Origin of the sequence: Streptomyces sp. NPDC001270 (assembly GCF_042896695.1) — a bacterium.
Lineage (GTDB): Bacteria > Actinomycetota > Actinomycetes > Streptomycetales > Streptomycetaceae > Streptomyces.
Genome location: NZ_JBIAXM010000011.1, coordinates 177989 through 190302, shown reverse-complemented (window position 1 = coordinate 190302; position 12314 = coordinate 177989). Strand labels below are relative to the sequence as shown.

At 73.8% G+C, this 12314-nt stretch carries 7 protein-coding genes and 1 pseudogene; 2 read left to right on the top strand and 6 right to left on the bottom strand.

The genetic code is table 11. The features are described from left to right. Nucleotides 1-41 precede the first annotated feature (41 nt). Nucleotides 42-134, bottom strand: a pseudogene (locus ACFY2B_RS20425) (nitroreductase family protein); the annotation flags it as partial. A gap of 166 nt (nt 135-300) precedes the next feature. Then, nucleotides 301-708 carry a hypothetical protein gene (locus ACFY2B_RS20420; RefSeq protein WP_390764497.1) on the bottom strand — a complete coding sequence of 136 codons (408 nt, stop codon included), beginning with the start codon at nt 706-708 and terminating at the stop codon, nt 301-303. A gap of 63 nt (nt 709-771) precedes the next feature. Between ACFY2B_RS20420 and ACFY2B_RS20415 the strand changes: the two genes are divergently transcribed. Next, on the top strand, nt 772-5253 hold the full coding sequence (locus tag ACFY2B_RS20415) for a CHAT domain-containing protein (protein ID WP_390764496.1): 4482 nt from the start codon (nt 772-774) through the stop codon (nt 5251-5253). 6 nt (nt 5254-5259) lie between these two features. On the opposite strand, the gene ACFY2B_RS20410 is transcribed toward ACFY2B_RS20415, so the two are convergent. Together ACFY2B_RS20410 and ACFY2B_RS20405 are read right to left on the bottom strand one after the other, a co-directional pair. Then, on the bottom strand, nt 5260-5970 hold the full coding sequence (locus tag ACFY2B_RS20410) for an alpha/beta hydrolase (RefSeq protein ID WP_390764495.1): 711 nt from the start codon (nt 5968-5970) through the stop codon (nt 5260-5262). Between the two features lie 56 nt (nt 5971-6026). After that, nucleotides 6027-7007, bottom strand: a complete 981-nt coding sequence (locus ACFY2B_RS20405; protein WP_390764494.1) for a hypothetical protein — start codon at nt 7005-7007, stop codon at nt 6027-6029. Between the two features lie 486 nt (nt 7008-7493). Between ACFY2B_RS20405 and ACFY2B_RS20400 the strand changes: the two genes are divergently transcribed. Next, nucleotides 7494-9008: a M81 family metallopeptidase gene (locus tag ACFY2B_RS20400; RefSeq protein WP_390764493.1), complete on the top strand. Its 1515-nt coding sequence runs from the start codon at nt 7494-7496 to the stop codon at nt 9006-9008. 18 nt (nt 9009-9026) lie between these two features. Here the strand turns inward: ACFY2B_RS20400 and ACFY2B_RS20395 are convergent, their stop codons facing one another. Further along, the gene (locus tag ACFY2B_RS20395) at nt 9027-9623 is read right to left on the bottom strand and encodes an HD domain-containing protein (RefSeq protein ID WP_390764492.1); all 597 of its coding nucleotides are present in this window, start codon (nt 9621-9623) and stop codon (nt 9027-9029) included. A 361-nt stretch (nt 9624-9984) separates the two neighbouring features. After that, nucleotides 9985-12141 carry an alpha-galactosidase gene (locus tag ACFY2B_RS20390; protein ID WP_390764491.1) on the bottom strand — a complete coding sequence of 719 codons (2157 nt, stop codon included), beginning with the start codon at nt 12139-12141 and terminating at the stop codon, nt 9985-9987. Between the last annotated feature and the right edge of the window lie 173 nt (nt 12142-12314).

The following is a 12314-nucleotide window of genomic DNA, read 5'->3' as shown; positions in this document are numbered from 1 at the left end:
GGAGCCCACCGGGCCGCGGTCCGTATGCCGGGTACACCTCGGACGGTCGTGACGACCTGTTCGTACGACAGGTTCGGCGAGCACGGGAACCAGGCGTCCGGGCCCGGGCGGCCGATGCCGACGACCCTCAGCGGGCGCCGGTGCCGGTCCTCCGGTCCGGCGGCGCGAGCGGGAAAGCCGCACCGCTGTGATGGCCGGGCAGGCCACGGGACGGCGCGGCCGCACTCGGACTCGGCGTCCGGGACGTGGCTGCTCGCCTCGCGGACATCCGTGACCTCGACAGGTGCGATGCCCGGCGGGTCACGCGAGCGTGGTGCGCCGCAGATCGGTCTCCAGCACCCGGCAGACGGGGACCCGGTCCGGCTCGGGCCAGGCATACCGTGCGCACGGGTGGTCGGCGCGGGGGCAGAGCAGGACCGGCTCGTAGGGACGGTCGGTCGCCAGGCCCGCCGGTGTCAGCATCGAGACGTCGCGGGTGCGGCCGAAGACGCCGAGGGCGTCCTGGGCCGCGCGCAGCGCGCGGTGCACGGCTTCGAGCGGAGCGGCCGGGTCCGCACCGGTGCGCAGGGCGGCCAGGAGCGCGTCGAGCCGGGCCGGGCCGTCGGCCGGTCCTCGTTCCAGGGCCGCGCGGACCTGGTCGGCGTTCTCGCAGACGTACGCGATCCCGTCGGCGATCTGCTCCGGCGTACGGCTTCGGCCTGATCCCATGAGTCGTCCCCCGGACGGTCGTTGCTTCCCTGGGCCGCTGGCGCAGGGACTCGCCATCGTACGATGGGGGACCGCTGCGACAAGGGGGACCGGGTGCGTCGCGACGAATGCCTGGCGTCATTGAGCGATGTCCTGCGACGGATCAGCGACTCGGGTGACCCGTCGCTCGCCCTCCGGCCGGCCGTCGACGCGCTGGCAGCCGAACTGACCGGGCTCGTCGACGAGTCGGAGCAGTGGGATCTCGACGCCAGGTACCTGCTCGGCTGGCTGAAGTGGTACCAGTTCGAAGCCTTGCCGCAGGGCCAGGGCAGGGCGGCGGCCGTGGCGGCGCTGGACCTGCTGACGCCGGGCGCGATTACCATCGGCGTGCGGGAGTTCCCCGGACCGCTGCTGCCCGCGCTGGCGGACCGGGTCGTGGCGAGGTCGGCCGCCCTGCTCCAGCACGCCGCGGCCGGCCCGGACGTGAGCCTGCTCTCCGATGTCGTCGATCACTGGATCCACCTGGTGAACGCCACCCCGCACGGGCATCCCGACCGGCCGCAGCGCCTGACGATCCTCTGCGGCGGGCTGCACACCCGCTTCGCACGGACCGGGAACCCGCAGGACCTCAAGGACGCCCTGGCCACAGGGAGGCGAGCGGTGCAGATCGCCTCCGGGCACCGCGATCTGGGGATGTGCCTGTCGAATCTCAGTGCCGTGCTCAAGGCCCGGTACGAGCACCTGCACGTCCCGGCCGACCTGGACGAGGCCGTGGCCGTCGCGCGGCAGGCCGTTGCCGCGGCCGAGGGGCATCCGGGCCAGGGCGCGGCCCTGACGAATCTCGGCGCGATGCTGCATACCCGCTTCGGTCTCACCGGCGCGGGGGAGGACCTGGACGAGGCGACGGCGGCGACCCGGCGGGCTCTCGACACCATGCCCCCGGACAGCCCCGACCGGGCGGCCGTCCTCAACAACCTCTGCACCGCGCTGCTCAGCCGGTTCGCGCGCACCCACGAGCCCGGGGACCTGGACGAAGCCGTGCGGGCCGGCGGCGGGTCGGTGGAAGCCGGCGCGGGCCATCCCGACCGGGGGCGGTACCTGGCGAGTCTGGGCGAGGCGCTCCGGAGGCGGTACGGGCAGAGCGGCGCGGCCGCGGATCTGGACGAGGCCGTGGAACAGTTGGAGCAGGCCGTCGCCGCCTCCGCGGCCCACCAGGACGAACTGGGCGCGCGCCACGCCGAACTCGGCAAGGCCCTGCAAACCCGTTTCGAACGGACCGGCACCGTCGCGGACCTGGACCGGGCGGTGGCCGTGCTGCGCCAGGCGGTCGCCGCGACACCCCCGCAGCGCCGCGACCGCGCGTCCCGCCTGCTGGATCTCAGCATGGCGGTACGCCTGCGTTTCCTGCGCACCCGAGCGGCGGCGGAGGGCGACGAGGCGGTGGACCTGGCCCGTGAGGCCGTCGCGGCGGTCGGGGACACCGAGCCCGGCCGGCTGGCGCTGATGCTCGTCAACCTCGGCTCCGCGCTGCTGGTCCGCCACGAGCGGACCGGCTCGGCGGCGGATCTGGACGAGGCCGTCGCGTCCTGCCGCCGCGCGGTCGAGACCGCCGACGGCGGCGGCACCCTGGGCGAACTCCACCTGACCGTCCTCGACCAGGTGCTGTGGACGCGGTTCTCGCTGTCCGGTACGTCCGACGACCTCGACGAGACGGTGGCCACCAGACGGGCCGTCACCGACCGGACGGCCGTCGGCCACGCCGAGCGGAGCACACGCATGAGGGACCTCTCCGCCGCGCTGCTCGTCCGGTTCATGCGCCAGGGACGGCCGGCGGACCTGGACGACGCCATCACCGCCGACCGGGCGGCGGTGGAAGCCGCGGCGGACGACCACGAGCGCACGGCCGGTCTGGCGAGCCTCTCCAGCGCGCTGTACATCCGCTACCTGCGTAGCGGTGCGAGCCGGGACGGGGACGAGGCAATGGCCTTGGGCCGCCTGGCCGTCGAGGGACAGGACGGCACCCGGGCGGAAGGACCGATGGCGCTCCAGAACCTGTCGAAGATGCTGCTGACCCGTTCGCGGCGGACCGGATCGCTGCCGGACCTGGACGAGTCGGTCAGCCTGGCCCGCCGCGCCGCCGAAGCGTTCTCGGGGACGCCCGGGACCGGCGACGGCCGGGACGGGAGCATCCTCGTCGTCGGCCCCCGTCCCGGCGGGCACGGTCGGCTCGCCCTGGGAAGGGCCGGCGGCGACGACCTGCCGCGGCACCTCGCCAGTTGCCTCATCGAGCGGTTCGAACGGACCGGTTCGACGGCCGACGCGGACGACGGCATCCGGGTGCTGCGCCGGCATCTGAAGACCTCCGCCGTCGACCCCGCGGAGCGGGTGGGATGCCTGACGTCCCTGAGCATCGCGCTGAGGCTGCGCTTCGGGCGGTCCGGAGAACGAGCGGACCTCGACCAGGCGGTCGAGTTCGCGCGTACTGCCCTCGACACGGCCCCGGCCGACAGCCCGGAGCACGGCGTGTGCCTCGGATCGCTGAGCAACGCCCTGCACATGCGGTTCACGCGGTACCGGGACGCGGCGGATCTGGACGAGGCGGTCGGGTTCGGCCGCCGCTCCGTCGAATTCCACACGGCGGACGAACCGGACAGCGCGCAGAGCCTCATGAACCTCTGCGACGTGCTTCAGTCCTGTTTCCAGTACCTCAAGGACTGGCAGGCGATGGACGAGGCGGTGGACTGGGGGCGCCGGGCGCTCGAAGCGATCGGCACCGGGAACCGCAGCCGTCCGAAGGCGCTGCTGCTGGTGGGAACGGCACTGCACGCACGGGCCCAGCGCACGGGGGAAGCCGCCGACGGCGACGAGGCGCTGCGGGTCCTCGGAGAACTGGTCCGCTCCGAGTCGGCGCCGCCGGGATTCCGCATCGAGGCCGCGCGTCTCGCCGCCGGACTGGCGGCCGCCTCGGACCTGGCCCGGGCGGCCGACCTGCTGGAGACCGCCGTTCTCCTGTTGCCCGAACTCGCCTCGCACCGCCTGCGCCGCCACGACCAGGAGCATGCCATCGAGTCCGTCGGCGGTCTGGCGGACACCGCTGCCGCCCTCGCGCTGGCCGACCCGACGCGCCCGCCGCCGCAGCGGGCCCGACGCGCCCTGTCCCTGCTGGAGGCAGGACGCGCGGTCCTGTTGAGTCAGACCCTGGACACCCGCGGCGACCTTGCCGAACTCCACCGCGTCCACCCGGCGCTCGCGAGCCGCTACGCCCAACTGCGCGACCGGGTCGACCGGTACGCCGAGCCCCTGCGGGCCGCCGACACCGGGGCCGACACCCTCGACGCGCCCGCCGACCCGGCCGCCCGGATGACCGAACTGCTCCAGCACATCCGCACCTTGGACGGGTTCACCGCCTTCGCCCTGCCGCCCTCCCTCGACGCGTTGCGGTCCGAGGCCCGACAGGGCCCCATCGTCAGCTTCAACGTCCACGACCTGCACAGCCATGCCCTGCTGCTCACCGCGGACGACGTCACCGTGCTGCCGCTGCCCGCCCTGACCCCGCTCACGGTCATCGACAAGGCCAACACCTTCCACCTGGCACTGCGCGATGCCACCGATCCCGCCGCCGACCGCATCGCGGCCCAGCGAACGCTCACCGAGGTGCTGGCCTGGCTCTGGGACAACGCCGCCGGACCGGTCCTCGACGCGCTCGGCCACCGCACGGCCCCGCCCGAGGGGACCGCCTGGCCACGGGTGTGGTGGGCGCCGAGCGGGCGCCTGGGCCTGCTGCCGCTGCACGCCGCCGGACACCATGACCAGCCCGGCACCGGACGCACCGTCATGGACCGCGTCGTGTCCTCCTACACGCCCACCGTCCGGGCGCTGCGACACGCCCGGCAACGCCAGACCGCCGCTGGTCCGCACCGTTCGCTCATCGTCGCCATGCCCACCACCCCGGGGCTGCCGCAGCACGGGCGGCTCCAGCACGTGGCGGCCGAGGCCGGGTCGGTCGCCGGGCTGCTGCCCGACCCCCTCAGCCTGATCGAACCGGACCCGCGCTCCGCCGCCGTCCCGGGCGACCCGGCGCTTCCCACGCACGACCGGGTCCGGGCGGAACTCCCCGGACGGTCCGTCGTGCACTTCGCCTGCCACGGCGAGTACTCCCTCGACGACCCGTCGGCCAGCCGGCTCCTGCTGCACGACCACGCCCGCGCTTCGCTGACCGTCGGCGACCTGGCCGCCGTCGACCTCGAAGGCGCCCAACTCGCCTACCTGTCGGCCTGCCACACCGCCCTGAACGTCGCCGACCACCTCATGGACGAGTCGATGCACCTGGCCGGCGCCTTCCAACTCGCGGGCTTCCCCCGGGTGGTCGGCACCCTGTGGATGGTGGACGACGAGGTCGCCGTCGAGATCGCCGAGGATTTCTACTCCGCCCTGCGCGACCCGCGGACCGGGACGCTCGACCTCACTCGTGCCGCCCACGCCCTGCACCGCGCCACCCGCGGGCAGCGCGACCGGTACCCCGGCACACCGTCCCTGTGGGCCGCGCACCTGTACACCGGCGCGTGAGGCGGATCAGTCCGTCCCGAGGACGATCCGCCGGAGCGAGGACAGGTACCGTACGGTCGGATCGTTGCCGTATGACAGCGGGCCGGGCTGGAGCACCCGCGCGCCGAAGTCCGCGGAGTCCGGCCGTGGACCGTGCACCCCGTAGGGGGTGCCGTCGCCGTTGACGTCGGGGGACGTGGCGTACACCTGACCGGCGCCCCGCAGCCCGCCCGCCGTGTCCGTGCCCGCGGACGCACTGCCGAGGAATACCGTCGCGTCGACGTCCAGGGGTACGTCCCGGGCCGCGAACCCCACGACCAGGCCGCCGTAACCGTGCCCGACGACCGTGATCCGCGCCCGGTTCCCCGGGTCCCGGAACCGTGACGTCACCCGGAGTCCGGCGACGAACCCGGCCAGCCGGGCCGCGGCGCCCGCGGCCGGGGCCGGATCGCGGGCCTCGTCGGGCAGCCGGGGTGCCAGGTAGTCGGCCCAGGTGATGACCGAAACCGTGTCGTCGTCCGGTGCCGACGCGATCTGCTGGTAGAAGGACTCGGCACGCAACAACAGCGCGTCGGGCGCCGTCACGCCGATACCGGGGATCAGGACGACGACACAGCGCGCCTGGTCCGGGTCGTTCCGTGCGACGATCATCCGTCCGTCGGGGGAGAATCCGAGGAGAAGGATCCGGTCCTGGCCGGCTGAGTCGTCCGCTGCCTCTGAGTGTTCCGCCCGTGCCATGCCCCCGGAGTCTGCCGAAGGGCCGTCGGAAACACAAGGCGGCCCGCCGGAGCCGGTCATGGCTCCCGGACACCGGCAACCCTCCCTGACTGGTGCGGAGTTCGGGCGGACATGGCCGGCGGGTCGGTGCGTAGGTGCCGGGTCAGCTCCGTGCCGAGTTCCTTGGTCAGCGGCCCGGTGCGGTCGATCCCCAACTGGTCGGCGAGGCCGGTGCCGTGCAGGCGGACGGCGGCCTCCAGGAGCGTGGCATAGGTGTCCGTCGCCGCCCGGGTCCGCGCCCGGCTGCTGACGGCGAGGGCCGCGCTGATCAGCGCGGCCGGCCACCAGAGCACCGCCACGGGCAGATAGAGCAGCGACCACGCGGCCAGGGCGGTGGCCCGGGTGAGGGACTCGCGGGCGGCGGTGATCTCCGCACGGGGCGCGTCGGGCAGGATCAGCCACAGGTGGGGCCAGACGGCGGCGAGATCGAGGCGGTACTGCCGGTCCAGCCGGACGGCGACCGCCTGGATGCGGTCACCGCACCAGGTGGGCCGGTCCGGACGTTCGACGGAGACCGAGGCCATGCCGCGATGGGCGGCATGGCGGTCCGCCGGATCGGACCACCGGCCCAGGGCCAGGGCGCGGGCCGCTTCCTCGCGCTGCCGGTCGTAGTGGTGTGCGGCCGTCTCCCAGTGGTCCCGCCTGCGCCTGACCCGCAACTCGGCCGCCCGGCGCAGCGGGAGGGGCCAGGCACGCCAGTCGGCGGCGAGCCACAGCCGTTCCGCGAGGGCCCCGAGGGCCTGGGCGGCCAGTCCCGCGGCGCCGGCGCCCGCCAGCACGGCGGCCAGTACGACGGCCTGTCCGCCGGCGTCACCGACGACCGGGGTACGGGCCCAGGCACCGATCCGATCGGCGAGGCGAGCGGGATCGAAGGGGTGCGTATGGCCGAGCGCGTGGGCCGTGGCCAGCACCGCCAGGTAGAGGGCACCCGGCAGGACCAGCAGCGAGAACCACCGTTCGGCCAGCTTCTTTCCGATTTCGGACAGCAGGCCGCCCATCTCAGCACCGCCTCCCGCGCGACGGCCGGCCACCGGATGCGCCCACGGTGGCGTCCACCGCTCGCGCCGGCCGCCGCGGGGACCCCGCGCCGACCGGACGGCCGCACACCTGCGCCGAGTCGCCGCTGCGCCCGAATGCCACCTCGGGCTCGTCGGCCATGTGCTTCCTCCAGACGGACGGGCGCCGCCCGGTGCGGCGCGAGGCCGACACGAGGCGCGAGCCGGGTCGTTGCGACCCTGGAACGATAGCGCCGCGGTCGATCGTCGACCGGGTGTTCTCGTGGCCGGTCGGCCCTGCGCACGGCGACCGGCGCCCCGCCGTGACCCCCGTCCACGTGCTGCTGCGTTCCTGTGTTCCCGCGCCCACGTGTTTCCGCGTTCCCGTGTGTCCGTGTTCCCGCCGGTCCTGCTGGGTATCCCTGCTGGTCCCGTGCCCCAGTCGGTTCCGTGTCTCTCCCTCCCGTTCCGACGACCGTATGAGGAGCCATGTCCCAGCCCCGTACCGCAGTCGCCCGTCCCGTGATCGCCGTGGCCGGTCTCGGCATCGAGTCGTCCACGTTCTCCCCGGCCGTGACCGAGGCCCCCGCCTTCCACCCGCAGCGCGGCGCCGACGTACTGGACCGCTATCCCTTCCTCGCCCCCGGTGAGCCGCTCGGGGAGGCCGCCGACTGGCGTGGCGCGCTGGTCGGCAAGGCGCTGCCGGGCGGCACCGTCACGGCCGCCGCGTTCGCCGAACTCTCGGCCGAACTGCTCGTAAAACTCGGGGAGTTGGGGCTGGTCGACGGTCTCTGGTTCGACATCCACGGCGCGATGACCGTGGCCGGCCTGGACGACGCCGAGGCGGAGCTGCTCGCCCGCGTCCGTGAGGTGGTGGGCCCGGACGTACTCGTGTCGACGTCGATGGACCTGCACGGCAACGTCTCGCGCGACCTGGTGCACCGCAGCGACCTGATCACCTGCTACCGCACCGCCCCGCACGAGGACGCCATGGAGACGAAGGAGCGCGCGGCGCGCAACCTTGTAGACCTGCTGGTGAGCGGGGCGCCCCGCCCGGTCAAGGCATGGGTGCCGGTGCCGGTGCTGCTCGCCGGGGAGCAGACCTCCACCCGGGTCGAACCGGCGCGGAGCGTGTACGCGGCGGTCGAGGAGGTGGCCGCGCTGCCCGGTGTCGTCGACGCCGCGCTGTGGGTGGGGTACGCCTGGGCGGACGAGCCGCGCAACCGGGCCGCCGTGGTCGTCACCGGACCGGATCCGCGGGCGGTCGCGGACGGCGCGGAGCGGCTGGCCCGCGGCTTCTGGGCGGCCCGGCGCGACTTCGCGTTCGTGGCGCCGACCGGCACCCTCGACGACTGTCTGGACACGGCGCTGGCGGCCACCGCGCGCCCCTACTTCATCAGCGACACCGGGGACAATCCGACGGCGGGCGGCGCCGGGGACGTCACCTGGGGACTGGAACAGGTACTGGCCCGGCCGGAGTTCACGGATCCGTCCGGGCCGGTCGTCATCTACGCGTCCCTGCCGGGGCCTGCGGCGGTCGAGACGGCGGTGCGGGCCGGAGTCGGCGCGACCGTCACGGTGACCGCGGGCGCCGGGGTGGACGACCGGCACGCCGGGCCACTGACCCTGACGGGCGTGGTCCACGCGGTGCGGCACGGTGACCGGGACGCGGAGACGGAGGTCGTGCTGCGGGTGGGCAGCGTTCTGGTGATCCTCACCCGGCTGCGCAAGCCGTACCACCACGAACACGACTTCACCCGGCTGCGGCTTTCGCCGCGGGAGGCGGCCGTCGTCATCGTCAAGATCGGCTACCTGGAACCCGAGCTGTACGCCATGGCCGCCGACTGGAAGATGGCCCTCACCCCGGGCGGCGTCGACCAGGACCTCACTCGGCTCGGCCACCGCCGGATCCACCGCCCGATGTACCCCTTCGACCCGGCCATGCCCGACCCCGACCTCACGGCCCGTCTGATCCCGCCCGCCGACTCGGCCCAGGAGGCGTGACGCGCCCCACCTGCCCGGTCAGGGACGAGTGGAGCGCGCCGTGCGACGTGCCCGCGCCGCACTCGCGGCGGCCACCGCGCTCACCACCGGCCGCCAGCGGTCCAGGCCCGGCACGCGCAGGCCGACGACCTTGCCCGCGTCGTCGGCGCGGCGGAGCGCCACCGCCGCGCCGAAGTCCGGGTCGGCCTCGAAGCCGGCCGCCTCCTCGGGCGTCATGGCTCCGCCCTGGCAGCCGAGGGTGCGGGCGCTCTCCGGCGAGAGCGCGAGGCCCGGGTCGGTGGCCACGAGATAGCGCTTGGCGGGGATGTGCAGGGCGACGAGGCGGGCCACCCGCTGCCCCAGCAGCCCGGCGACGGCCGCGGCCCCGTGCTCGCCGTGTCCGGCCTCGTCACCGGGACACAGGCGGTGCCCGAGGTCGTGGACGAGCCCGGCGATCTGGAGTTCCTCGTCGTCCGGGTACCGCTCGGCGAGGACGGCGGCGACCTGGAGGCCGTGGCTGAGGATGTCCACCGGATCGCCGGTGCGGTCCGGGGTGTCCCAGGCGTCCTCGCAGTCGGCCAGCAAGGACATGAGCCCGTCCACGGACTCGACGGACTGGGTCCGGTTCAGGTTCATGCGGCCAGGCTGCCGCAGCCGGCCCAACGGCGGGTGTACGCGGATCGTCGGCACGGCGGCGGTCCACGGTGGCCGGTGCGTCACCCGGCTTGGTCACCCGGCTTGGTCACCCGGCTTGGTCACCCGGCTTGGTCACCTGGTTCGGTCACGCGGCCTGGCCGTGCGGTCTGGTGACAGGCGTGGCGGGCGGTACCGCGGAGCCGGTCCCCTCGGCGGCCCCGCCCACTCCGTGGTCAGCGGGAGAGCAGTTCCCGCAGTCCCGAGTTGCGGCGAACTTCTCGTCCCGGGCCCTACCGGCGTCCTGCCACCCCATTTTCGATCTCACCCGTGAGCGAAGATAGCACAAAACGGCATTATTTGATCAAGCCGGTTCGTCCAGGTTGTCGTCCACCGCGTCGTCCACCCTGATCAGATGCACGGACGTGCTGGACCAGTCGCCGGCCGGCAGGTCGGGGGTGAATCCGTACCCGGTCAGTACGGCCGCGTGATGCACGGTGCCGGTCGCCGTGTCCCGGTAGCGGGCGGCGGGATCAAGGCCGGCCGGCCTGAGGACGGGCCGCGGCGTGCCATGACGGGGGCCCCGCTGCCACACCAGCACGAACACCTCCCGGCGGTCCCGGGTGACGTACTGCACGGCGGTCGGCCCGTCGTCGACGGGACCGCGCAGCCGGTACTGGATGCCGTGCTGCACGATGTGACGGACCTTCTTGTACTGCGCCACCAGCGCCGCGCCCTCGGCGAGTTCCCCGGGTGTCCACCGGGTGAGGTCGCCCCCCACGGCCAGCACCCCCGCCATCGCGACGTGGAAGCGGTAACGCAGCGGCACCGAGCGGTGGGTGAGCTGGTTGGGCACGTCCGTCACCCAGGCCGCCATCACCCGCGCCGGGTAGAGCTGGCTGAAGCCGTGCTGGATGGAGACCCGGTCCGCCCCGTCGGTGTTGTCGGACGGCCACGCCTGGTCCGTACGGGAGAGGATGCCGAGGTCGACACGGCCGCCGCCGCCGCTGCACGTCTCGATCCGCAGCCCGGGGTGGTCCGCGCGCAGCCGGTCGATGACGCCGTAGAGGTTGTGGACGTACCGCGTCCACAGCAGGTCGTGGCCGTCCTGAACGGCAGGCCAGCCGGCCTCGCTGAAGGCGCGGTTCATGTCCCACTTGAGGAAGTCGATCCCGTGGTCCGCGACCAGCCGGGTCAGCCAGCCGTACGCCCACCCGGCGACGTCGTCACGCGCGAAGTTGAGCACCAGCTGGTTGCGCAGTTCGGTGCGGGTGCGGTGCGGGAAGTGCAGCACCCAGTCGGGGTGCGCGCGGTAGAGGTCGCTGTCCGGGTTGGTCATCTCGGGCTCCACCCACAGGCCGAACCGCATCCCGAGCCGGTGGACCTCCGCGGCCAGCGGGCCCAGCCCCCCGGGGAACCGCTCGGGGTCCGGTGTCCAGTCACCGAGTCCGGCGGTGTCGTCGCGGCGGCCCCGGTACCAGCCGTCGTCGACGACGTAGAGTTCCACCCCCAGCTCGGCCGCCCGGGCCGCGAGCGCCTTCTGGCCGGCCTCGTCGACGTCGAAGCCGGTGGCCTCCCAGGAGTTGAACAGCACGGGGCGCGTCTCGTGCGGGTGCGGCAGCACGTGGGCCAGGACGTACGCGTGCCAGGAACGGCTCGCCGCGCCGAAACCGCCGTCGGTGTACAGGGCCGCGAACCGCGGGGTCGCGTACTCCTGGCCGGGGCCGAGGGGCAGCTCCGTCCCGTCCTGCCCCGCGCCGCCGGTGCAGCACGTACGCCCGTCGGTCGTGCGCTGCACGACGAGGTGCCAGCTGCCGCTCCAGGCCAGCGCAGCGCTCCACACCTCGCCCCGGTCCTCGGTGGCGTCGCCGGCGTCCAGCATCACCCACGGGTTCGCGTGGTGGCTGGTGATGCCGCGCCGGCTGGTGAGCACAGTCTCGCCGTGCGGAACCCGCTCCCGGTGCAGCAGACTCTCCGCCGACCACTGGCCGGTGACATGGCTGAAGCGGTAGTCGTCGCGCGGCGGCAGCGTCCAGGCGGCGGAGTCGGCGCGCAGCGCGGTGATCGGCTCCTGTCCGGTGTTGCGCAGCACGGTCCACCGCTCGATGACGTCGCTGTCGTCGTGGACCCGGTAGTGGAGGGTGACCGCCAGGGGGTAGTGGCGGTCGCGGAACTCCAGGGCGAGTTCGGTCGTGCCGGGCGCCGGTTCGCCGACCGAGTGGCCCAGGGGTGCCCACTCGAAGGCCCGGGTGCCGTCGGCGAACCGCACCCGGAGGGAGGGCGCCCCGTACCGGGCCCCGCCGTCCACCGGCAACTCCTCGCCGGCCGGGGAGCGGCCCTCGAAGCTGCTGATCTCCCCGGTCGGGGGAGGGACCAGCCGGCCTGCCGCCGTGCGGGGCAGCCGAGGTCCCCAGGCGAGGTGGCAGGGCGCTCCCGTGTCATCGATCCGCAGCGCGTACGACGTGCGCGCGGTGGAGAGCAGCCAGACACCGGAGGCCGGGTCGAAGGAGATCTCAGACATGGGTCCTCACGTTCGGAGAGTGCCGCACAAGGAGCAGTCCGCAGCCAACCGTGCCTTTGATCAAGTGTCAACGTCCAGACGGCTTCTGCGTTTTCCAGGAGGAGCAGGGGCAAGTCGCCGACTTCGAAAGGACTTGGCTTTTTTTATTGACAGTGAAAAAGAACCAACCTAGG

Coding starts and splice junctions, on each gene's coding strand:
- ACFY2B_RS20420 (WP_390764497.1), bottom strand. CDS start 708: ATGGGATCAGGCCGAAGCCGTACGCCGGAGCAGATCGCCGACGGGATC.
- ACFY2B_RS20415 (WP_390764496.1), top strand. CDS start 772: ATGGGGGACCGCTGCGACAAGGGGGACCGGGTGCGTCGCGACGAATGC.
- ACFY2B_RS20410 (WP_390764495.1), bottom strand. CDS start 5,970: ATGGCACGGGCGGAACACTCAGAGGCAGCGGACGACTCAGCCGGCCAG.
- ACFY2B_RS20405 (WP_390764494.1), bottom strand. CDS start 7,007: ATGGGCGGCCTGCTGTCCGAAATCGGAAAGAAGCTGGCCGAACGGTGG.
- ACFY2B_RS20400 (WP_390764493.1), top strand. CDS start 7,494: ATGTCCCAGCCCCGTACCGCAGTCGCCCGTCCCGTGATCGCCGTGGCC.
- ACFY2B_RS20395 (WP_390764492.1), bottom strand. CDS start 9,623: ATGAACCTGAACCGGACCCAGTCCGTCGAGTCCGTGGACGGGCTCATG.
- ACFY2B_RS20390 (WP_390764491.1), bottom strand. CDS start 12,141: ATGTCTGAGATCTCCTTCGACCCGGCCTCCGGTGTCTGGCTGCTCTCC.